At 70.6% G+C, this 21,729-nt stretch carries 17 protein-coding genes and 1 pseudogene; 10 read left to right on the top strand and 8 right to left on the bottom strand.

Annotation, left to right across the window (positions count from 1 at the left end):
- Window positions 1-398 precede the first annotated feature (398 nt).
- Entirely contained in the window at window positions 399-1,859 is a 1,461-nt protein-coding gene (locus tag MHY30_RS02830) for an NAD(P)H-quinone dehydrogenase (RefSeq protein ID WP_239274988.1), read from the bottom strand.
- Window positions 1,860-1,926: 67 nt separating this feature from the next.
- Here MHY30_RS02830 and MHY30_RS02825 point away from each other — a divergent pair, with 67 nt between their 5' ends.
- From MHY30_RS02825 to MHY30_RS02815, 3 genes are all read left to right on the top strand, one after another.
- Window positions 1,927-2,760 (top strand): purine-nucleoside phosphorylase, encoded by an 834-nt coding sequence (locus MHY30_RS02825; RefSeq protein WP_239274987.1) that lies wholly within the window; start codon window positions 1,927-1,929, stop codon window positions 2,758-2,760.
- A complete protein-coding gene (locus MHY30_RS02820; RefSeq protein WP_239274986.1) occupies window positions 2,757-4,415 on the top strand; it encodes a phospho-sugar mutase in 1,659 nt (552 codons plus the stop codon). Before MHY30_RS02825 ends, MHY30_RS02820 begins: the two co-directional genes overlap by 4 nt.
- A gap of 192 nt (window positions 4,416-4,607) precedes the next feature.
- On the top strand, window positions 4,608-5,561 hold the full coding sequence (locus MHY30_RS02815) for a type IV toxin-antitoxin system AbiEi family antitoxin domain-containing protein (RefSeq protein ID WP_239274985.1): 954 nt from the start codon (window positions 4,608-4,610) through the stop codon (window positions 5,559-5,561).
- Between the two features lie 292 nt (window positions 5,562-5,853).
- Here MHY30_RS02815 and MHY30_RS02810 read toward each other — a convergent pair whose 3' ends face one another.
- Complete coding sequence (locus tag MHY30_RS02810) at window positions 5,854-7,782, bottom strand: transcription antiterminator (protein WP_239274984.1); 1,929 nt, start codon at window positions 7,780-7,782, stop codon at window positions 5,854-5,856.
- Between the two features lie 165 nt (window positions 7,783-7,947).
- Between MHY30_RS02810 and MHY30_RS02805 the strand changes: the two genes are divergently transcribed.
- From MHY30_RS02805 to MHY30_RS02775, 7 genes are all read left to right on the top strand, one after another.
- Entirely contained in the window at window positions 7,948-8,274 is a 327-nt protein-coding gene (locus MHY30_RS02805) for a PTS sugar transporter subunit IIB (protein ID WP_239274983.1), read from the top strand.
- Between the two features lie 24 nt (window positions 8,275-8,298).
- Complete coding sequence (locus MHY30_RS02800; protein WP_239274982.1) at window positions 8,299-8,574, top strand: HPr family phosphocarrier protein; 276 nt, start codon at window positions 8,299-8,301, stop codon at window positions 8,572-8,574.
- Window positions 8,575-8,590: 16 nt separating this feature from the next.
- Window positions 8,591-10,273, top strand: coding sequence for a phosphoenolpyruvate--protein phosphotransferase (gene ptsP / locus MHY30_RS02795; protein ID WP_239274981.1), 1,683 nt, complete (start codon window positions 8,591-8,593; stop codon window positions 10,271-10,273).
- A 55-nt stretch (window positions 10,274-10,328) separates the two neighbouring features.
- On the top strand, window positions 10,329-11,939 hold the full coding sequence (locus MHY30_RS02790) for a PTS mannitol transporter subunit IICB (protein ID WP_239274980.1): 1,611 nt from the start codon (window positions 10,329-10,331) through the stop codon (window positions 11,937-11,939).
- A 102-nt stretch (window positions 11,940-12,041) separates the two neighbouring features.
- Window positions 12,042-12,479 (top strand): PTS sugar transporter subunit IIA, encoded by a 438-nt coding sequence (locus MHY30_RS02785; protein ID WP_239274979.1) that lies wholly within the window; start codon window positions 12,042-12,044, stop codon window positions 12,477-12,479.
- On the top strand, window positions 12,476-13,627 hold the full coding sequence (locus tag MHY30_RS02780) for a mannitol-1-phosphate 5-dehydrogenase (protein ID WP_239274978.1): 1,152 nt from the start codon (window positions 12,476-12,478) through the stop codon (window positions 13,625-13,627). The genes MHY30_RS02785 and MHY30_RS02780 overlap by 4 nt, the downstream gene beginning before the upstream one ends.
- 1 nt (window position 13,628) lies before the next feature.
- Window positions 13,629-14,408 carry an alpha/beta hydrolase gene (locus MHY30_RS02775; protein ID WP_239274977.1) on the top strand — a complete coding sequence of 260 codons (780 nt, stop codon included), beginning with the start codon at window positions 13,629-13,631 and terminating at the stop codon, window positions 14,406-14,408.
- Between the two features lie 279 nt (window positions 14,409-14,687).
- On the opposite strand, the gene MHY30_RS02770 is transcribed toward MHY30_RS02775, so the two are convergent.
- The 6 genes and pseudogenes from MHY30_RS02770 to MHY30_RS02745 all read right to left on the bottom strand — a co-directional run bounded on the left by MHY30_RS02770 (window position 14,688) and on the right by MHY30_RS02745 (window position 21,725).
- Entirely contained in the window at window positions 14,688-15,794 is a 1,107-nt protein-coding gene (locus MHY30_RS02770) for an adenosine deaminase (protein ID WP_239274976.1), read from the bottom strand.
- A gap of 23 nt (window positions 15,795-15,817) precedes the next feature.
- The gene (locus MHY30_RS02765; RefSeq protein WP_239274975.1) at window positions 15,818-17,107 is read right to left on the bottom strand and encodes a thymidine phosphorylase; all 1,290 of its coding nucleotides are present in this window, start codon (window positions 17,105-17,107) and stop codon (window positions 15,818-15,820) included.
- A pseudogene (locus MHY30_RS02760) lies at window positions 17,104-17,517 on the bottom strand (cytidine deaminase); the annotation flags it as partial. The pseudogene MHY30_RS02760 and the gene MHY30_RS02765, both read right to left, overlap by 4 nt.
- A gap of 31 nt (window positions 17,518-17,548) precedes the next feature.
- Window positions 17,549-18,847, bottom strand: a complete 1,299-nt coding sequence (locus tag MHY30_RS02755; RefSeq protein ID WP_239274974.1) for an ABC transporter permease — start codon at window positions 18,845-18,847, stop codon at window positions 17,549-17,551.
- Complete coding sequence (locus tag MHY30_RS02750; protein WP_374204581.1) at window positions 18,844-20,208, bottom strand: ABC transporter permease; 1,365 nt, start codon at window positions 20,206-20,208, stop codon at window positions 18,844-18,846. The genes MHY30_RS02755 and MHY30_RS02750 overlap by 4 nt, the downstream gene beginning before the upstream one ends.
- On the bottom strand, window positions 20,205-21,725 hold the full coding sequence (locus tag MHY30_RS02745) for an ABC transporter ATP-binding protein (protein ID WP_239274973.1): 1,521 nt from the start codon (window positions 21,723-21,725) through the stop codon (window positions 20,205-20,207). The genes MHY30_RS02750 and MHY30_RS02745 overlap by 4 nt, the downstream gene beginning before the upstream one ends.
- Window positions 21,726-21,729 lie beyond the last annotated feature (4 nt).

Here is a 21,729-nt window from a genome sequence, read left to right as displayed (position 1 = left end):
GGCCGGGAGCGCCGTGGGGCGGCGGCGGAGCGGGCGCGTGTGCCGGCGGCCGGGCGCGCCGCGGGCCGGTAGCGGAGCGGGCGCGTGTGCCGGCGGCCGGGCGCGGGTGCCGCGGGCCTGGGGCGCCGCGGGGCGGAGCGCCGCGGGCCGGTGGTGGGTTCACGCATAAACGCATTCCGCGCGCAGAAACGCGCGGACACCGCGTTTATGCGCGCGAAAAGCGTTTATGCAGCTCCAACCACGCACGCCAAGCGCTCACGCAACACCGACCACGCACGGCAAGCGCTCACGCAACACCGACCACGCACGGCAAGCGCTCACGCAACACCAACCACGCACGGAAAGCGCACGTGCAACGCCCCGGCGGGTGAAGCACGGACGCCGCGGCATCCGTCCGGTCAGTCCTCGCCGGGATCGTCGCGATCGACGATGTGCATCGCCCGGGCGGCGTCGGTGATGCTCGACGTGAGCGACGGGTAGACCGCGAAGACGCGGGCGACCTGGTCGACGGTCAGGCGGCGCTCGACCGCGATCGCGATCGGGTAGATCAGCTCCGACGCCCGCGGCGCGACGATGACACCGCCCATGACGGTGCCGCTTCCCTGCCGCGCGATGATCTTCACGAAGCCGTCGGTGATGCCCTGCATCTTCGCGCGCGGGTTCGCCGACAGCGGCAGCTTTTTCACGACGCCCGCGATTCGGCCGTCGATGACGTCCTGTTCGCTGAAGCCCACCGTCGCGATCTCGGGGGCGGTGAAGATGTTCGCGGTGATGCGCCGCGTCTCGAGCGGGATCACGATGTCGCCCAGCGCGTGGAACACCGCCTGGCGACCCTGCATGGATGCCACGGATGCCAACGGGAAGAAGTTGGTGCAATCGCCCGCGGCGTAGATGTTCGGCACCGACGTGCGCGCGACGCGGTTGACGCGGATGTGACCGGACGGCGTCATCTGCACCCCGGCCTGCTCCAGGCCGATCCCCGCGGTGTTGGGAATGGACCCGACGGCCATGAGGCAGTGGCTGCCCTCGATGGTGCGGCCGTCGGCGAGGGTCACCGTGACACCGTCACCGGTGTTCACCACCGACTCGGCGCGTGCCTTCGCCAGCAGTGTCATGCCGCCGCGCTCGAAGACGCGCTCGAGCACCGCGGCGGCATCCTGGTCCTCTCCCGGGAGCACCTGGTCGCGACTGGACACGAGCGTCACGGTGGCGCCGAGGTTCATGTAGGCGGAGGCGAACTCCGCGCCCGTGACACCCGAGCCGACGACGATGAGGTGCTGCGGCACCGACTTCATGTTGTACAGCTGCGTCCAGGTGAGGATGCGTTCGCCGTCCGGCCGGGCCGAGGGCAGCTCCCGCGGCGATGCGCCGACCGACACGACCAGCGTCTCGGCCTCGATGCGGTCGAAGTCCGTGCCGCCGGCCTCGGTGGAGACGACGACGGCACCGGATCCGTCGAGGCGTCCGTGGCCGGAGATGATGCGCACGCCGGCCTCGAGCAGCGACGACCGCATGTCGTCGGACTGCTGACGCGCGAGGGAGAGCAACCGCTGATTCACGGCGGCGAGGTTGATCGCCACCTCGGGGGTCAGAGGCTTGCCGCGGTCGTCCTTGGCGAACAGCTGCACCCCGAGCTCGCTGGCGTTGCGGATGGCCACCGCGGCGTCGGCCGTGGCGATGAGGGTCTTCGAGGGCACGACGTCGGTGATGACGGCGGAACCGCCCACCCCCGCCCGCTCGACCAGGGTCACATCGGCACCCAGCTGGGCGGCCGACAGAGCCGCTTCGTAGCCGCCGGGGCCACCGCCGACGATCGCGACGGACTGCTTGCGCTCGAAGCTCTGCACCATGGCATCCATTCTTCCCTAGTGCGACGCGCGGCCCGGCCGCCTGGCCCCGGATGCCACGGCTTTCTAGAGTGGGTCCATGGCACACAGCAACCTTCACCCGCTCGACGATCCGGCGGCGGACCCGTTCGAGATCGCCGCGGCGGCGGCCGCCGACATCGCACGCCTCTCCGGCGTCGAGCGTCACGACATCGCGGTCACCCTCGGCAGCGGCTGGGGCCGCGCCGCCGAGCTCATCGGCGAGGAGACCGCGTCGTTCCCCGCGACCGAGGTCACCGGCTTCAGCAAGCCCGCGCTCGAGGGACACGTCGGAACGCTCCGCAGTGTCCGGACCCCCGGCGGCAAGAACGTCCTCGTCATCGGCGCGCGGACCCACTACTACGAGGGCCACGGCGTGCGCCGTGTCGTCCACAGCGTCCGCACCGCCGCCGCCACGGGCGCGACCACGATGATCCTCACCAACGGCGCGGGCGGCATCCGTGAGACGTGGAAGCCCGGCCAGCCCGTCCTCATCAGCGACCACATCAACCTCACCGCCGACTCCCCGCTCGAGGGAGCGACGTTCATCGACCTCACCGACCTGTACTCGCAGCGCCTGCGCGACCTGGCGCGGACGATCGACCCCACACTCGACGAAGGCGTCTACACGCAGTTCCGCGGTCCGCACTACGAGACTCCCGCCGAAGTGCAGATGGCCAAGACCATCGGCGGCCACATCGTCGGGATGTCGACCGCGCTGGAGGCGATCGCCGCGCGGCAGGCGGGCATGGAGATCCTGGGCTTCTCGCTCATCACGAACCTGGCCGCCGGCATCCAGAAGACACCGCTCAGCCACGAGGAGGTCCTCGAGGCCGGGCGCGAGGCCGAGCCGGTGATCTCTTCGCTGCTGGCTCGCGTGATCGGCGCGCTGTGAACGCCTTCGTCGCGGCGGGCCGCGCGTGGCTCGCCCAGGATCCGGATGCCACCACGCGCGAGGAGCTGACGGAGCTGCTGTCTCGCGTGGAACAGGGGGATGCCGAGGCGGCCGCCGACCTCGAGGACCGTTTCTCCACCCGCCTCGCCTTCGGCACCGCGGGATTGCGCGGCACGCTCGGCGCCGGGCCGAACCGGATGAACCGGGTGCTCGTCGCGCAGGCGGCGGCGGGCTTCGCGGCCTACCTGACCGAGCGGGCCGGGGACGCGACCCCGACCGTCGTCGTCGGATACGACGGGCGTCGCAACTCCGACGTGTTCGCCCGCGACTCGGTGGAGATCTTCGCCGGCGCGGGGCTGCGGGCGATCCTGCTGCCGCGGATGCTGCCCACGCCGGTGCTGGCCTTCGCGGTGCGGCACCTCGGCGCCGACGCGGGCGTCATGGTCACCGCCAGCCACAACCCGCCCGACGACAACGGCTACAAGGTCTACCTCGGCGGCGCGGACGACGGCGCGCAGATCGTTTCGCCCGCCGATGCCGAGATCGCCGCGCACATCCAGCGCGTGGCCGATGACGGCGACGTAACGATCCTGCCCCGCTCGGTCGGATATGAGAACGCGCCGGAGTCGCTCGTCGAGGCCTACATCGCCGCGACCGCCGCCGTGGCCCCGGCGCCCACCGGCGCAGAGGGGCTGCGCTGGGTGTACACCGCGATGCACGGCGTCGGCTGGGAGACGGTTTCGCGCGTGCTCGCGAAGGCCGGGTACCCGGAACCGGTCGTCGTCGAGGCGCAGATCCACCCCGACGGACGCTTCCCGACGGTGGCGTTCCCCAACCCCGAGGAGCCCGGGGCGATGGATCTGGCATTCGAGACGGCCCGCGCCGTCGACGCCGAGCTCGTCATCGCCAACGACCCGGATGCCGACCGCCTGGCGGTCGCGATCCCGGATGCCGAAGCCGAGGGCGGCTGGCGCCGCCTGACCGGCAACGAGATCGGCCTGCTGCTGGGATGGCGCGCCGCCCGCTCGGCATCCACAGGATCCCTCGCCTGCTCGCTCGTGTCGTCGCCCGGGCTGCAAGTCGTCGCCGAGCATTACGGTCTCGACTTCCGGGCGACCCTCACGGGCTTCAAGTGGATCTCGCGTGCACCGGGACTCGTATACGGCTTCGAGGAGGCCCTCGGCTACCTCGTCAACCCCGACACCGTGCGCGACAAGGACGGCATCTCCGCCGCCGTGGCATTCCTCGGGCTCGTCGCCGCGGCGCGCGCCGAGGGCCGCACCGTCAGCGATCTGCTGCAGGAGTTCCGCGACACGTTCGGCGCGTTCGCGAGCGATCAGATCTCGGTGCGCGTGACCGACCTGAGCGAGATCGGCGCGATCATGGCATCCCTTCGCGCGCAGCCGCCGTCGGCGGTGGGCGAGGTCGCGGTCGAGCGGATCGACGACCTGCTCCAGGGCGTGGACGGCCTGCCCCCGGGCGATGTGCTGCGCATCTGGCTCGCGGACGGGTCGCGCCTGATCGTGCGTCCGAGCGGCACGGAGCCGAAGCTGAAGCTGTACCTCGACGTGCGCAGCTCTTCGGCGAAGAAGGCCCGCCGCCGCCTCGACGCGCTGCGTGCCGGCGCCGAGGCGCTGCTCGTGTCGCTGCGCTGACGCGGGCGCCGCGCTCTTCGGTCTTGGGGCGCGTTTTGTGCAGTGGGGCGGTCATCGGCCGCCCCACTGCACAAAGACCGCCCCGCTGCCGGAAAAGCCGACGTTCCTCCCCGGGGTGATACATCGGGATGCCATCCACACGAGGGCGGGGATGGGCCCCCGGGGCGGGGACGTTCCGGACACAGTGGGGCGATGACCATCGCTACCGTCCCCCTGATCCGGCGTTCGCAGCTCGCAGAACACGGCTGGCACTCCCGCCGAATCCGTTCCGAGGTGGAGAACGGGTATCTCCGCCCCGTCCGGCCGGGTGTCTACGCCCGCGGTGCGGACGTCGAGAGCCTCCTGCCCGAGCAGAGGATCGCTCTGCGTGCACGGGCGCTCGTACTGGTGAGCGCGAACCGTCCGATCTTCTGCGGAATGACCGCCGCTGCGATCCAGGGGCTTCCCTGCCTCCGCGACGACGGCCTGCTGCACGTGCTCTCCCCGGACTCCCGGCCGAGCGGCGCACGGGGCGTCGTACGTCATCGGGACCTCGCGCGCGACCCGCATTACGTAGAGCTCGACGGCCTCCGATGCACACCCCTCGTCCGGACCGTCGCCGATGTCGCCCGGATGGAGTCGCGCGATGTGGCGGTGACCGTCGTGGATGCCGCCCTCCGGGAGCGCGCGTTCACCCCTCCGGGAGGCTACGACTTCGACGAGGCCGACCGGTTCCGCGAGGAAGCGATGAACTGGACGCGATCAGCCACCCGTGGACGCCGGGCGGCGGAACGGGCGCTGACACTCGGGGACGGGCGGGCGCAGCTCCCCGGCGAGAGTGTGAGCCGTTTGCGGCTGCTGGACCTGGGGTTCGCCCCGCCCTCCCTGCAAGTCCCCGTCGCCGGCCCTCGCGGCAGCACGTACTGGATCGACTTCGGGCTCGACGACGTCGGAGCGTGGGGTGAGTTCGACGGGATGGTGAAGTATCGACGACTCGCCGCGAGCGCGGGCAGGGATCCGCAGAGCGTCCTCGAGGAAGAGAAGCGCCGTGAAGATTGGATTCGAGGTACCACGCAACGGCGGTTCGCGCGGTGGGGGTGGGAGCACCTCACCGACGCTGCGACGCTGGGGCGCCGCCTCTCCGCCTTCGGCATCACGCCCGCATGACGTCCGCACCGGGGCGCGATGCGTGCACCGGGGCGGCATCCGTCCAGCCCACGCACCGGGGCGCCATGCGTCCAGCCCACGCGCCGGGGCGCCATCCGTGCACCGGGGCGGCATCCGTCCAGCCCACGCACCGGGGCGCCATGCGTCCAGCCCACGCGCCGGGGCGCCATCCGTGCACCGGGGCGCACAAGAACCGCCCCACTGCACACCCCGCGCCCCAGACCGACGGAGCCTGCCGCGGCGCTGCACCCCGGGCGCCCGACACGCGTGAGGGATGCCACTCAGCGCGGGATCAGCCGTCGATCACCGCGACCAGCTCGTCGAGGAATGCCGGGAAGTCGGTCGCGCGGCGCACGATCCGCTGCACGCTGTCGCGCTCGCTGAACACCTCGACGAACTGCTCGAACACGGTCTGGAACGCCTCGCGGTCGGTCTCCGAGAACGCCACGAGTGCCACCACCTGCACCCGCCCCTCGCCCCACGCGATCGAGGGGTCGGCGATGCCGATCGCGATGCGGGTCTGCGTCGCGGTCATGCCCATCGCGTGCGGCACCGCGAGCGCATCGGTGAACGCCGTGGACGAGATCGCCTCCCGCTCGACCGCGCGCGCGACGTAGTCGTCGTCGATGACCCCCTCGGCGACCAGCATTCCCCCCAGCTGGCGGATGACACCGGCCTCGCCGCCCTCGGCATCCAGGCCGCGAACGAAGGCGTCGGGCGAGAAGTAGCGTTCGAGCTCGGCCCGCAGACGCGCGAGACGCCGCCCGCGGCGTACTCGGGATGCCGCGGCCTGTACGCGCTCGACGTCGGCGTCGGTAAGGAACGGCTGGATGCGCACGAACCGGTCGCCGGGGCGCGGCGGATCGATCGTGGTCAGGACGAGGTCGGTGTCGATCGAGTCCCACGTCGGGTCGATGCGCGTCTCGACACCGACAACCTCGATGGCCTGCCCGAGCGAGCGGTCCACGCTCGAGCGCAGCAGCTCGTGCAGCTCGTAGTAGCCGGGGCACACGATGGTCGCCGTGAGCAGCTGGTCGGAGCGGCGGCTGCGTTCGAGCCGCCCGCCGACGTGCATCGCGATGTAGGCGATCTCGTCGTCGAGGATCGGGATGCCGAGGGCATCCTGCAGCCCCTTGGCGATGTACACCGCGACTTCGAAGATCATCGGATACGTCGACTTCAGGGAACGGGTCAGCGGGTTGCGCGACCACGCCTGCTCCCGCGACCGGTGCAGCAGGTTCTGGACGTGCAGCGCGAGGCGGAGCACGAAGTCGTCGTGGTCGATGTCGACGAGGAACTGGGATGCCGCGGACTCCACGACGGTGCGCACGGCCTCTTCGACCGCCGGGTCCAGGCGCGCGCGCACGTCGTCGGCCGCGGGCGCGCCGGGGGCCACGATGCGCGTAAGGACGAGGGTGGCGAGGTGCCGCAGGTCACCCGCGCCGAGCGGGACGCCGATGTGCTTCAGCGTCAGGGTGTGGAGCAGGTTCGCGACCGCGTCGGCGGCCTCGGACGACTCGCCTCCCGCCGCCCCGAGACCGCGGTCGCGCGTGACGCGGTCGGCGGCGATCGCGATGTGCATGACGACGTCGCCGATGCCGATCTCGTTGACGAAGTACCCGAGCGCGCCGAGACCGGCGACCAGCTCCGCCTTGAAGGGCCCGAACGCGCGCGCCCCCACGGAACGCTCCCCGAGCGTGCGCCGCAGCGCGTCGAGGTCGAACATCCCGGCATCCATTTCGTCGTGCGCGAGCTTGGACAGCAGCCGCCGCTGAGCGACCTCCGTCCCGCGCAGTCGGGCGGTGGATGCCGAGCGCTCGAGGGTCAGCTCGGTTCCGCCGAGGAGCCCGCGCACGCGAGCGAGGTCGGCTTCGAGCGTGGCGGCGCTGACGTGCAGCGAATCGGCGGTCTCGAACACGTCGATGCCGTCCGCGGAGTCGAGCAGTCGCCGCACGAGCGTGTGGAGCCGGTCCCGCGGCGTCCCGCTGTCCGGAGTCGAACCGGAGCGCAGCGCCACCGCCGCGTCGGCACCGGCCCGATACCCCAGCGGTCCGGACTCGATCGCCGCTCCCCCGGGCACCCGGGCGTTCACGGCCGTGACGTACGAGCGGATGCTGCGCGGCGTCACGCCCAGCGCGTCGGCCAGCGACGCCGCCGTCGACCACTCCGCGTCTCGCAGCAACAGGGTCAGCAGGCGGTCTTGGCGCGCTTTCGTCGTCACGATCCGTCCTCCGCATCGCCCCCGGATGGCAGCGCTCCCTCCATCCAACCACGCGGTGTCGCCCGCGGCGCGGGAGCGCGGCATCCACGTTCCGGGGGGTGGGAAACGAACCTGGTTGTCCGCTGTGAACGGTGTACCGAGAATCGAGGGAAAGGAGGCGGGTCGATGAGGATCCTCGTGGTGTGCGGCGCGGGTGCGTCGAGCACGTTCGTCGCACAGCGCATTCAACGCGCCGCCCACGATCGCGGCCTCCCCTACTCCGCCTCGGCGGGGACCGTGCGGTCACTCCCGATCGACCTCACCGCGACCGACATCGTCCTCGTCGGCCCGCACCTCGGTCCCGAGCTCGAGCGGATACAGCAGGATGCCGCGATTGAGGGGGTGCGTGTGCTGCTGCTCCCCGAGGACGTCTTCACCGACCTGACCGGTATCCGCACGCTCGCTCTCGTGGAAGAGGCGATGGGCGCGCGGGAATCCGCGGACACCGTCTGACCCGCCGCCGGAAAGGAACACCCCATGCCCCAGCTCACCCGGACGATCCGGATCGGATCGTCGCACGGCCTGCACGCCCGTCCCGCGAAGCTCTTCGCGCAGGCGGCGAAGGAGGCCGGCATCCCGGTGACGATCGCCAAGGACGCCGGAACGCCGGTGAACGCGGCGAGCATTCTGGGGATCATCGCTCTCGGGCTCGAGCAGGGCGACTACGTCACCCTGACCGCCGACGGTGACGCCGCCGAGGCCACTCTCGAGCGTCTCGCCGAGCTGCTGACCACCGACCACGACGCCGAGTAAAGGAAACACCAGAATCATGACGGAACTTCGCGGAGTCGGTATCGGACTCGGTGTGGCCCAGGGCCCCATCGCACGCATGGCGGAACCCCTGCCCGCGCCGAAGGACGCCCCCAGCGAGCTGTCGGTCGAGGAGGAGACGGCGCGCGTACGCGAGGCCGTGGCCCACGTCGCCCGCGAGCTGGAGGCCCGGGGTGCCGAGGCGGGCGGCGCGGCGCGCGACGTGCTCGAAGCGCAGGCGATGATCGCCGAAGACCCCACCCTCGAAGCCGAGGTCGACGCGCGACTGGCGGCCGGCAAGAACGGCGAGTTCGCCGTCCACGATGCCTTCGCCTCGTTCCGCGAACAGCTCATCGCCCTCGGCGGATACCTCGGCGAGCGCGCCGCCGATCTGGACGACGTCGCTCAGCGCGTCATCGCGCGCCTCCGGGGCGTCGCTGCCCCCGGCATCCCGGATCCCGGCCACCCGTTCGTACTCGTCGCGAAGGACCTCGCCCCCGCCGACACCGCGCTGCTCGACCTCGACAAGGTGCTCGCGCTCGTGACCACCGAGGGCGGCCCGACGTCGCACACCGCGATCCTCGCGCGCGAGAAGTCGATCGTCGCCGTCGTCGGCGCCAGCGGCGCGAAGGATCTGGTCGACGGGCAGACGGTGATCGTGGATGCCGCCGCCGGCGTCGTCACGGTCGACCCGAGCGACGATGATCTCGCGCGCGCCAAGAACCGCGCCGATGCGCGCGCCGCCGCCGCGTCGGCCCCCATCACCGACGGAGCCCTCGCCGACGGCACGAAGGTGCCGCTGCTGGCGAACCTCGGCAAGCCCGGCGGCGCCGCGGAGGCGGTGGAGCTCGGAGCCGAGGGTGTCGGACTGTTCCGCACCGAGTTCCTGTTCCTGAGCTCCAGCTCCGCCCCCACGGTCGAGGAGCAGCGCGCCACCTACGTCGAGCTGCTCAGCGCCTTCCCGGGGAAGAAGGTCGTCGTGCGTGTCCTCGACGCCGGCGCCGACAAGCCGCTGCCGTTCCTCAACGACGCGCACGAGGAGAACCCCGCGCTGGGTCTCCGGGGGCTGCGTGCGCTGCGCGCGAGCGAGGACATCCTGCGCGAGCAGCTGACCGCCCTCGCGGAAGCGGATGCCGCCACACGCAAGACCGAGGCCGGGCCCGCCGACCTGTGGGTCATGGCGCCGATGGTGTCGACCGTGGAGGAGACCCGCTACTTCACCGCGCTGGCGAAGGAGTACGGCCTGAAGACCACCGGCGTGATGGTGGAGGTTCCCTCCTCCGCCCTGCTCGCCGACCGCATCCTCCAGATCGCCGACTTCGCCTCGATCGGGACGAACGACCTGACGCAGTACACCCTGGCCGCCGACCGGCTGCTCGGCTCGGTCGCATCGTTCCAGGACCCCTGGCATCCGGCCGTCCTGCGCCTGATCCGCGAGGTCGGCGCCGCCGGCCGCGCCAACGGCAAGCCCGTCGGGATCTGCGGGGAGGCCGCCGCCGACCCGCTGCTGGCCGTGGTGCTCGTCGGCCTCGGGGCGACCACGCTGTCGATGGCCCCCACGGCCCTCGCGGACGTGCGCGCCACACTTCTCGCCCACACTCTCGACGATGCCCGCCGCATCGCCGAGGCAGCCCTGGCCGCCGACGACGCGGCCTCCGCCCGGGAGGCAGCGAAGGCCGCCTCCACCACCCCCGCGGCCTGAGCCGCGCCCCATCCCCGCGACTCCGGTCGCATTCCCACAACAAGGAGACACAGCAATGACGACGACGTCGACGACCACGCAGCAGGGAGGTGTGCGCGTCCGCATCCAGCGGTTCGGCACGTTCCTCTCGGGCATGGTCATGCCCAACATCGCGGCCTTCATCGCGTGGGGCCTCATCACGGCTCTGTTCATCCCCACCGGCTGGCTCGGTTCCGAGTCGCCGGTCGAGGGCTGGCGCTGGGCCGATTCGTACATCCTCGGTGGCGGCACCGGCCCCGACGGGACCGAGTTCCCCGGTCTGGTCGGACCGATCATCACCTACCTGCTCCCGATCCTCATCGCCTTCACCGGCGGTCGAATCGTCCACGGCCACCGCGGTGGCGTCGTCGGCGCTGTCGCCGCGATGGGTGTGATCGTCGGCGCGAACGGCACCATCATGTTCCTCGGCGCGATGATCGCCGGTCCGCTTGCGGCCCTGATCCTCAAGCTCGTCGAGAAGCCGTGGCAGGGCAAGATCAAGCCCGGCTTCGAGATGCTGGTCGACAACTTCTCCGCTGGTTTCGTGGCCTTCTTCTCGGCTCTGGCGGCGTTCTTCTTCCTCGCACCGGTCATGCGTTTCGTGACCGAGGTGCTCGGCAACGCGGTCGGCTGGCTCGTCCAGACCGGACTTCTCCCGCTGGCGAGCATCATCGTCGAACCGGCCAAGGTGCTGTTCCTCAACAACGCCATCAACCACGGTGTCTTCACCCCGCTGGGAACCCAGCAGGTCGTCGACACCGGCCGCAGCCTCCTCTTCCTCGTCGAGGCGAACCCCGGCCCCGGTGCCGGCCTGCTGCTGGCGATCGCCGTGTTCGGCGTCGGCGCCGCCCGCGCCACCGCCCCCGGTGCGTTCATCATCCAGTTCCTCGGTGGCATCCACGAGGTGTACTTCCCGTACGTGCTGGCCAAGCCCATGCTCATCCTCGGCCTCATCGCCGGTGGTGCCACGGGCGTGCTGACGAACGTCATCTTCCAGTCCGGCCTTGTCGCCCCGGCCTCGCCCGGCTCGATCTTCGCCGTGCTCATCAACACCGCTCCGGGCAGCTACCTCGGTGTCGTCCTCTCGGTGGTGCTGTCGGCGGGTGTCACGTTCCTGGTGACCGCTCTCCTGCTGCTGGCCTCGCGCAAGCGTGACCTGGAGCGCGAAGCCGAGAGCGGTGACTCGCTGGCCGCGGCCATCGCCCGTACCGAACTGAACAAGGGCAAGAGCTCGTCGGCCCTGTCCGGCCTGGCCGCCGGCGCCGGCGCTGCCACCGCTCCCACCGCGGGCGCCCAGGCGTCGACCGCCGCGGCGGCCGACCAGGTCGCAGGTGTCTCGACCGCCGACAAGCCGATCCACAACATCGTGTTCGCGTGCGACGCGGGCATGGGGTCGTCGGCCATGGGGGCGAGCGTCCTGCGCAACAAGATCAAGAAGGCGGGCATCGAGAACGTCACGGTGGTCAACAAGGCCATCGCCAACCTCGACCCGGCGGCATCCGACCTGGTGATCACGCAGAACCAGCTCACCGACCGCGCCAAGGCGCAGACCCCCGACGCGATCCACGTGTCGGTGGACAACTTCATGAACTCGCCGAAGTACGACGAGGTCGTGGAGATGGTCCGCGCCCAGCACGAAGCGAAGTAATCCCTACCACGGAGGGGCCGGAGCGTTCGTTCCGGCCCCTCCGCCTTCCCGTCCGGCTCGCTTCCTGCGAGGCTGGACGGCACGACGAGAAAGGCGAGAACCATGTCAGACGTCCTCCGCATCGAATCCGTCCGCATCCACCCCGGCAGCGCTACGCGCGAGGAGGCCATGAAGGAGGCCGCCGACCTGCTCGAGGCCACGGGCTCCGTCACCGGCGAGTACTTCGCCGCCATGCAGCAGCGTGAAGAGACGGTGTCCACCTACATGGGCAACGAGCTCGCCATTCCCCACGGCACGAACGAGACCAAGCAGGCCATCCTCGCCTCCGGCCTCTCGGTCGTGCGATACGACGGCGGCGTCGACTGGGGTGGGGAGCCGGTGACCTTCGTCATCGGCATCGCCGGCAAGGGCGACGAGCACCTCGAGATCCTCTCCCAGATCGCCATCCTCTTCTCCGAGGAGGACGACGTCGCGCGTCTGAAGGCCGCCTCCTCGCCCGAGGAGCTGTTCCAGGCCCTCGCGGGCTCCGTCAACGCATGAAGGCCGTTCACTTCGGGGCCGGCAACATCGGCCGCGGCTTCGTCGGACTGCTCCTGCACGAGGGCGGGTACGACCTCGTCTTCTCCGACGTCGCGGCTCCGCTCGTCGCCGCGATCAACGCGGCATCCGAGTACACCGTCCACGAGGTCGGCGAGGGCGGCACCGACAAGACGGTGACCGGCTTCCGAGCCATCGACAGCTCGACGGATGCCGAGGCCCTGGTCGACGAGATCGCCACGGCCAACGTGGTCACCACCGCCGTGGGCCCGACGATCCTGAAGTTCGTCGCGCCGCACATCGTCGCCGGTCTCGCCCTGCGCGACCCGTCGCTGCCGCCGCTGCAGATCATGGCCTGCGAGAACGCGATCGGCGCGACCGACCAGCTGCGCGAGCACGTGGTGGAGCTCGCCGGCGAGTCGTGGGACGCGCTGGAGGGCCGTGCGGTGTTCGCCAACACCGCGGTCGATCGCATCGTCCCCGCCCAGGCTCAGGGCGGCGTCGACGTCACCGTCGAGCCCTTCTACGAGTGGGCCATCGAGCGCGGACCGTTCGGCGACACCCCGCCGCACATTCCGGGCGCCCACTTCGTCGGCGACCTGACGCCGTACATCGAGCGAAAGCTGTTCACGGTCAACACGGGCCACGCCGCCACGGCATATTTCGGCGCGCAGGCCGGTGTCGAGCGGATCTCCGATGCCCTGGCCGACCCCGCGATCGCCGCGAAGGTCGAGGCGGCCCTGCAGGAGACCAGCGCGCTGCTCGTGCGGAAGCACGAGCTCGACGCCGACGTGCAGGGTCAGTACCGCGACACGATCCTGCAGCGCTTCCGCAACCCGGCCCTGCCCGACACCGTGTGGCGCGTCGGACGCCAGCCGCTGCGCAAGCTCTCGCGCCACGAGCGTTTCGTCGGCCCCGCCGCAGAGGCCATCGAGCGGGGTCTCCCCGTCGATGCGCTGGTCGCAGCGATGGCCGCGGCCCTGGAGTTCCAGGATGCCGAGGACGCCCAGGCCGTCGACCTGCAGCGGCTGCTCGGCGAGCTCGACGCCCACGCCTTCACGGCGGAGGTCACCGACCTCGAGCCGGAGCACCCGCTGTTCCCGCGGATCGTCGAGATCGTGGCCGCGCGACAGGCGGCGTTACGCTCGTGAGGTGACTGACACCGAACCGTCCGCCGGCGGGGCGCCTCGAGCGCCCCGCCGGCGTTTTCGTGTCCTGCGCTGGATCCTGGGGGGCCTCGGTGCTCTCGTGGCGCTGGCGGTCGTCGGCATCCTGATCTACAGCCAGGTCGGTGTCATGGGCGCGGAGCCCGACCCGCTGGCCGAGGCGCGCGCGAACCCCGGGATGACGATCACCGAGGACGGCGCGGGCATCGTGCTCTCCCCCACCGACGGAGACACCGGCCGAGGACTCGTGTTCATCCCCGGCGCGAAGGTCGACGCGCTCGGATACGTCGCCACGTTCGCGGACACCGTCGTCGACGATGGCGTGACGGTCGTGATCACGCGCCCGTGGCTGAACCTCGCGTTCTTCGATCCGCGCCCCCTGTCGACCTTTACCGACCTGGCGCCCGCCGTGGAGTCCTGGGCGGTCGGCGGCCACTCGCTCGGCGGCGTTCGCGCGTGCCAGCTCGCGAGCGACGCCGATGCCCTCGTGCTGTTCGCGTCGTACTGCGCGACAGACCTCACGGCATCCGGGCTCCCCGTGCTGAGCCTCTCGGGCTCGGAGGACGGCCTGTCAACGCCGCAGAAGATCGCCGACGCCGCGACGGAGCTGCCCTCCGACGCCGTGTTCGTGGAGATTCCCGGTGCGTCGCACGCCTCGTTCGGGGCCTACGGCCCGCAAGCCGGTGACGGCACCCCGACGATCGACCGCACCGAGGTGGACCGGAATCTCGCCGACGAGCTCGACACGTTCCTTCCCGCGCCCTGACCCGGCGCCTTTGGTTCGCCGTCGGGCCCTGCCCGCCCTCCAGGCGCCGCCGCGTCCGTTCAGCGTCCCCGCCTCACTTCAGTGTCCAAGACACGCGGACGACACGCCCCCGCATCCGCGTGTTCTGGACACTCAACGGGGGGGTACGGCGCGCCCCGCGAGCCACGACGCCCCCACGCCACTTCAGTGTCCAAGACACGCGGACGACACTCCCCCGCGTCCGCGTGTTCTGGACACTCAACGGAAAGGGGCGGGTGGCCCGGCCGCGCCCCGACGCGCTCAGCGCTGGAAACCCTCCGCGATGATCTCGATGAGCTCCTCGCGCTCCTCGACCGGCAGGAACGCTCCGGCGGCCGCGTTGAGCTGGAAGGCCTCGAGGTCGTCGAGGTCGTAATCGAAGGCCTGCGCCAATAGCCCCAGCTCGCGCGTCAGGGTCGTCCGGCTCATCAGACGGTTGTCGACGTTCACCGTGACCGAGAAGCCGAGCTGGTACAGCAGGTCGAACGGGTGGGCGTCCATGGAGTCGCCCCATGCCGTGACTGCGCCGCTCTGCAGGTTCGACGTCGGCGACAGCTCGAGCGTGATCTCACGGTCGCGCACCCACCGGGCCATGTCACCGAACGTGACCAGCACCTCCTCGCCTTCGCGCGAGACGACGTCGAGGTCGTTCGCGATGCGCACGCCGTGCCCGAGGCGCACGGCACGGCCGTCGATGAGAGCCGACCGGATGGATGCCAGCCCTGCTCCTTCACCGGCGTGCACCGTCGTGGGGAAGAACTGCTCGGCGAGGTAGTCGAACGCCGCGCGGTGGTTCGAGGCGGGGAACCCGTCCTCCGGTCCGGCGAGGTCGAAACCGACGACGCCGCGACCACGCCACGCCACCGCGAGTTCAGCGATCTCGCGGGAGCGGGCCGTCTGCCGCATCGCCGTGAGCAGCTGGCCGACCCGGATGTCCTTGCCGCGGGCGTCCGCGGCATCCTCACCCTCTTCGATGCCCTCCTGCACGGCATCCACCACGTCGTCGAGGCTCAAGCCCCGCGTGAGGTGCTGCTCGGGCGCCCACCGCACTTCGGCGTACACGACGCCGTCGTCGGCGAGGTCTTCGACGAACTCCTTCGCCGCCCGGACGAGACCCTCGCGGGTCTGCAGCACGCCGACGGTGAGCGAGAACTTCTCGAGGTAGTCCTCGAGCGAGCCCGACTCGACGTGGTCCGAGAACCAGTCCTCGAGACCCTCCGCGTCGTCGGCGGGAAGCGCAAGGTCGAGGTCGTCGGCCAGTTCGAGCACCGTCTGCGCGCGCATCCCCCCGTCGAGGTGGTCGTGGAGCGACACCTTCGGCAGGGTCTTCAGCTTCTTGCCCTGGATGCGGACGTCGTCGGTGGCCATGCTGCTCCTCGGGTCGGATGCCATCACGCGGTGATGCGCTCGCGGACGAGCGGGGTGCGCGCGGGAGCGGTGTCGCCGATCTCCCACGCGCCCTCGACCGCGGTGAGGGCGCGGTCGAAGCGCGTCTCATCGTCGGCCGAGAGAGTGAACAGCGGCTGACCGGCCGCGACCGTGTCTCCCACGGTGACGTGCAGGTCGATGCCTGCCGCGTGAACGACGGCGTCCTCGGCGCGCGCGCGTCCGGCGCCCAGGCGCCACGCGCCGATGCCGAAGGGCAGCGCCTCGACGCGGGTCACGACACCGGCCCGGTCGGCGACAACCGTGTGCGTCTCGCGGGGCGTGGGGAGAGCGGCATCCGGATCGCCGTCCTGCGCGCGGATCATGCGCTTCCACACGTCCATCGCGCGGCCGTCGGCGAGGGCGGCCTCGACGTCGGCGTCGGGCTGACCGGCGAGCGTCAACATCTCGCGGGCGAGAGCGACCGTGAGCTCGACGACGTCCGCAGGCCCGCCGCCGGCGAGCACCTCGACGGATTCGCGGACCTCGTTGGCGTTGCCGATGGCGCGACCGAGCGGGGTGTTCATGTCGGTGAGCAGCGCCGTGGTGTTCACGCCCGAGTCGGTGCCGAGGGCGACCATCGTCTCGGCGAGCTCGCGCGCCCGGTCGATGTCCTGCATGAACGCGCCGGAGCCGAACTTCACGTCGAGCACGAGCGAGTCGGTGCCCTCGGCGATCTTCTTCGACATGATGCTCGACGCGATGAGCGGGATCGCCTCGACCGTGCCCGTGACATCGCGCAGGGCATAGAGCTTCTTGTCGGCCGGTGCCAGCCCCGCACCGGCGGCGCAGATCACGGCGCCCACGTCGGCGAGCTGCGCGAGGATTTCGTCGTTCGACAAGGCCGCGCGCCAGCCCGGGATGGACTCGAGCTTGTCGAGGGTCCCGCCCGTGTGACCGAGGCCGCGTCCGGACAGCTGCGGAACGGCGACCCCGAACGCGGCGACGAGCGGCGCGAGCGGCAGCGTGATCTTGTCGCCGACACCGCCGGTGGAGTGCTTGTCGACGGTGGGCTTGCCCAGCGACGAGAAGTCCATGCGCTCGCCCGAGGCGATCATGGCATCCGTCAGCACTCGGATCTGGTCGCGGCCGAGGCCGTTGAGCAGCACCGCCATCGTGAACGCCGACATCTGCGCGTCCATGACGTAGCCACGCGTGTAGGCGTCGACGAGCCACCGGATTTCCGGCTCCGAGATCGCCCGCCCGTCGCGCTGCGCCCGGATAATGTCGACGGCATCGAACTGCTCGGCGCTCATCGGGCGGCCTCCTCGAGGTCGCGCGGACCGAATGCGTCGGGCAGCACCTCGTCGATGGTCCGGATGCCGCTGACCGTCTCCAGCAGCATGCCGGGAATGGCGTGCTCGAAGAGCAACTGCCGGCATCGACCGCACGGCATCAGCGTGCGCCCCTCGCCGTCGACGCAGACGAACGCCACGAGCTGGCCGCCGCCGCTCATGTGCAGTTCGGAGACGAGTCCGCACTCGGCGCAGAGGGTCACCCCGTAGGACGCGTTCTCGACGTTGCACCCCGAGACGATGCGCCCGTCGGCGACGAGCGCCGCGGCGCCCACCTTGAAGCGGGAGTAGGGGGCGTAGGCGCGGTGCATGGCCTCGGTGGCGGCGGAACGGAGTTCGTCCCAGTCGATGTCGGTCATCGTGAAGCGGTGGGTCCTCTCGTGAAGGGGGAAGCGGGCCGGGTCAGCCCTTGACGTACGGTTTGCCGGCGGCCGCGGGTCCGCGGACCTTCCCGACGAGACCGGCGACCGCGAAGATCGTCACGACGTACGGCAGCATCAGCATGAACTCGCTCGGCACGGGCGAACCGATGACGCCGAGGGTGTTCTGCAGGTTCGAGGCGAAGCCGAACAGCAGCGCCGCGAGCGTCGCACGAATCGGGTCCCACTGGCCGAAGATGACCGCCGCGAGGGCGATGTAGCCGGCGCCCGCCGTCATCTCCTTGTTGAAGGCGCCGACCGATCCCAGGGTGAAGAACGCGCCGCCGAGACCGGCAATGGCCCCGCCCAACGAGACGTTCCAGAAGCGGGTGCGGGCGATGTTGATGCCCACGGTGTCCGCGGCCTGCGGGTGCTCGCCCACGGCACGCAGACGCAGGCCCCAGCGGGTGTGGAACAAGCCGATGTACACGGCGATGACCGTGACGTACATCAGGTAGACGATGACCGTCTGGTTGAACAGCATCGGCCCGATGATCGGGATGTCGGCCAGCACGGGAATGGGCAGGCGCGGGAATCGCGGCGGCGAGTTCAGGAACGCGGCGTTCGGGGCGAGCAGCTGCGAGAACAGGAAGCTCGTGAGGCCCACCACGAGCACGTTCAGCACGACGCCGACGATCACCTGGTCGACGAAGTACTTGATCGCGAAAGCGGCGAGCACGAACGACACCAGCACCCCGGCGACGGCGGCGGCGATGAGACCGATGAACGGGTTGCCCGTCATCGTCGCCACGACGGCCGACGTGAAGGCACCGGCCAGCAGCTGACCCTCGATGGCGATGTTCACCACACCGACGCGCTCGCTGAGCACACCGCACATGGCACCGAAGATGAGCGGCACCGAGAGGCTGAGACCGCCGGCCAGCAGTCCGGTGAGCGGGATGACGGCCGTCGTCGCCCCGGCAGCGGCCCAGGTGAGGAAGCCCACCATGAACACCACGGCGAAGACGACCGCGAGCCAGATCGGCGGACGGCGGCGCGCGCGCACCATCAACACGCTGACCAGGGTCACCAGCGCCAGCAGCACCGTGCAGACCGCCCCGGTGAGGACCCCGCCGAGGACGACCTCGGGAAGCTGGATGAACTCGCCCGGGCTGGAGATGCGGAAGACGGCGTCGCCGTCCTGCCGCGCGACGATGAAGAGGACCGCGGCGAGCACCGTGATGACGCCGTAGACGATCGGCGCCTTCCAGCTGACGACGACGGCGGTGTCGAGCGTGTCGGCCGCGGGCGCGGCCTCGGGGTGTGCGGCGGTGGTGCTCACCGGGCCGCCTCCTTCTTCTTGGCGGCGCGCGCCTTGGGCTGGCGCGCCCCGGGTGCCGGCAGGCGGAAGATCGCGCGCACCAGGGGCGGCGCGGCGATGAAGAGCACGATGAGCGACTGCACGACGAGGACGATGTCGATCGGCACGCCGTTGGCGGCCTGCATCGCGAACCCGCCGGCCTTGAACGCGCCGAACAGGATGCCGGCCACCAACACGCCGACCGGGGTGGAGCGGCCGAGGAGCGCCACCGTGATCGCGTCGAACCCGATGCCTGCGTCGATACCGCTGGAGAAGCCCGTGGTGACCGTGCCCAACACCTGGTCGACGCCGGCCAGGCCGATGAGGGCACCGGAGATGAGCATCGCGTAGACGTACATCGACTTGACGTTGATGCCGGCCACGCGCGCGGCGTTGGGGTTCAGACCGACCGCGCGGAAGCGGAACCCGAGGGAGGAGCGCTCGAGGATCCACCACACGAGGATCACCGCGGCGATCGAGAGCACGAAGCCGAAGTGCAGGTTGTACGCGGGACCCAGCAGGTCTGGGAAGACCGCGGTCTCTTTCATGGGCGGCGTCGTGGGGTTGCTGGACCCCGGCGCCTGCAACAGGCCAGGCGTGCGCAGCATGTAGTACACGAGGTAGAACGCGACGTAGTTGAGCATGATCGTGACGATCACCTCGTGCGCGCCGGTCCGAGCCTTCAGCACGCCCGCGATGCCCGCCCAGATCGCGCCGGCCGCGACGCCCGCGACGAGCGCGACGAGGGCGTGCAGACCCCACGGGAGATCGAAGGCGAATGCGACATAGCCGCCGGCGGCGGCGGCGACGAGCATCTGACCGCGACCACCGATGTTGAACATCCCGACCCGGAACGCCAGGGCCACACCCAGTCCGGCGGCGATCAAGGGCGTCGCGAAGGTGAGCGTCTCGGTGAGAGGACGAATGCCGGTGGCGAACTCCGGACGGCGGAAGTTATAGATCGCGCCCTGGAAGAACGACGCGTATGCCCCTGACACCGCCTGCCAGATCGCCGTCAGCGTGTCACCGGGGCGGGCGAAGAAGTACCCGGCCGCCGCCTGCACCCGCTCGTCGGTCGCGGCGATCATGATCGCCCCCACCAGGAGGGCCAGGACCACCGCGAGGACCGAGATGATGGCGTTTCCCGTCGCGATCTCGCGCAGCGCGCGGCGCCAGCGGTTCTCGTCCGAGGCGGGAGGCGGTGCCGTCACGCGTGCGCCGGCGGCCGTGTCGACGACCGCCCCGTTCTCGAGCGCGACGTCGGCGTCGGTGGCGGCGGCCACCTCGGCGGCGCGGTCGGACCGCGCGGCCGAGGGGTCGTGCGGGCTGTGCGGATCGCTCACGCGGCGACTCCTTCGTTCTGGGGCGCTTCGCCGGCCATCATGAGGCCGAGGACGTCGCGCGAGGTGTCACCGGGGACGATGCCCACGACGCGACCGCGGTACATGACCATGATGCGATCCGCGAGGGCGGTGACCTCGTCGAGCTCGGTGGAGACGACGATGACGGGCACGCCCGCATCGCGGGTCTCGATGACGCGCTTGTGGATGAACTCGATGGAGCCCACGTCGACGCCGCGCGTGGGCTGGGCGGCGACGAAGAGTCGCAGGTCGCGGCTCAGCTCGCGCGCGAGGACGACCTTCTGCTGGTTGCCGCCGGACAGACGACCCACCGGGGTCTCGATTGAGGGCGTGCGCACATCGAACTCGCTCACCTTTTCGCGGGCGAAGTCGGCGAGCGTGGACAACTGCAGGGTCCCGCCCTTGACGAACGGAGCGCCGTCGGCCCGGTCGAGCATGAGGTTCTCGGCGATCGAGAACTCTCCCACCAGGCCGTCTTCCTTGCGGTCCTCGGGGACGAATCCGACACCCGCATCGAGCACCGCGCGCACGCTGCGCCCGTTGAGCTCACTGCCGTCCAAGACGATCGACCCCTCGACGCGGTCCTGCAGTCCCAGGAGAGCCTCGGTGAGCTCCGTCTGGCCGTTGCCCTGCACACCGGCGATGGCGAGGACCTCGCCCCGCCGAACCTCGAAGCTGACGTCGTTGACGACGAGCTGGCCGATGGCGTCCACGACGGACAGATGCGACACGGACAGGCCGACGTCGCCGAGGGTCGGCGCCTCTTTGTGGACCGTCAGCTCGACCGCACGACCGACCATCAGCGAGGCGAGCTCGGCGTTGGAGGCGCGCGGGTCGGCCTCGCCGACGACCTTACCGAGGCGGATCACGGTGATGCGGTCGGCCACCTCGCGGACCTCGCGCAGCTTGTGCGTGATGAACACGATCGACGTCCCGGACGCCTTGAGCTGGCGCATGATCGCCATGAGCTCATCGGTCTCTTGCGGGGTCAGGACGGCGGTCGGCTCGTCGAACACGAGCACCTTGGCATCCCGGGACAACGCCTTGATGATCTCGACGCGCTGCTGCACGCCGACGGGCAGGTCGTCGACGAGGGCGTCGGGATCGACGTCGAACCCGAAGCGGTCGGAGATCTCTTTGACCTTCGCCCGCGCAGCGGCGAGGTCGAGCCTTCCGCCGAACTTCGTGGGCTCGTGGCCGAGCATGACGTTCTCGGCCACGGTGAAGACCGGGATGAGCATGAAGTGCTGGTGCACCATGCCGATTCCGGCGCGCATCGCGTCGCCGGGGCCGGCGAAGTGCTGGACGGCATCGTCCAGCAGGATCTCTCCCCCATCGGCCTGGTACAGGCCGTAGAGGACGTTCATCAGGGTGGACTTGCCGGCACCGTTCTCGCCGAGCAGGCAGTGGATCTCGCCGGCCTCGACGGTGAGGTCGATGTGATCGTTCGCCACCAGGGACCCGAAGGTTTTCGTGATCCCGCGGAGTTCGAGCTTCATGTTC

This window comes from Microbacterium sp. ACRRU, from assembly GCF_022346945.1.
Classification (GTDB): Bacteria; Actinomycetota; Actinomycetes; order Actinomycetales; family Microbacteriaceae; genus Microbacterium; species Microbacterium mcarthurae.
The sequence above is the reverse complement of the archived record's forward strand: the minus strand, read 5'-3'. Positions and strand labels throughout refer to the sequence as shown.

Bases quoted from the DNA above. Each gene is read 5' to 3' on its own strand.
- MHY30_RS02830 (WP_239274988.1), bottom strand. From the start codon at position 1,859: ATGGATGCCATGGTGCAGAGCTTCGAGCGCAAGCAGTCCGTCGCGATC.
- MHY30_RS02825 (WP_239274987.1), top strand. From the start codon at position 1,927: ATGGCACACAGCAACCTTCACCCGCTCGACGATCCGGCGGCGGACCCG.
- MHY30_RS02815 (WP_239274985.1), top strand. From the start codon at position 4,608: ATGACCATCGCTACCGTCCCCCTGATCCGGCGTTCGCAGCTCGCAGAA.
- MHY30_RS02805 (WP_239274983.1), top strand. From the start codon at position 7,948: ATGAGGATCCTCGTGGTGTGCGGCGCGGGTGCGTCGAGCACGTTCGTC.
- MHY30_RS02800 (WP_239274982.1), top strand. From the start codon at position 8,299: ATGCCCCAGCTCACCCGGACGATCCGGATCGGATCGTCGCACGGCCTG.
- ptsP (WP_239274981.1), top strand. From the start codon at position 8,591: ATGACGGAACTTCGCGGAGTCGGTATCGGACTCGGTGTGGCCCAGGGC.
- MHY30_RS02790 (WP_239274980.1), top strand. From the start codon at position 10,329: ATGACGACGACGTCGACGACCACGCAGCAGGGAGGTGTGCGCGTCCGC.
- MHY30_RS02785 (WP_239274979.1), top strand. From the start codon at position 12,042: ATGTCAGACGTCCTCCGCATCGAATCCGTCCGCATCCACCCCGGCAGC.
- MHY30_RS02780 (WP_239274978.1), top strand. From the start codon at position 12,476: ATGAAGGCCGTTCACTTCGGGGCCGGCAACATCGGCCGCGGCTTCGTC.
- MHY30_RS02770 (WP_239274976.1), bottom strand. From the start codon at position 15,794: ATGGCCACCGACGACGTCCGCATCCAGGGCAAGAAGCTGAAGACCCTG.
- MHY30_RS02765 (WP_239274975.1), bottom strand. From the start codon at position 17,107: ATGAGCGCCGAGCAGTTCGATGCCGTCGACATTATCCGGGCGCAGCGC.
- MHY30_RS02745 (WP_239274973.1), bottom strand. From the start codon at position 21,725: ATGAAGCTCGAACTCCGCGGGATCACGAAAACCTTCGGGTCCCTGGTG.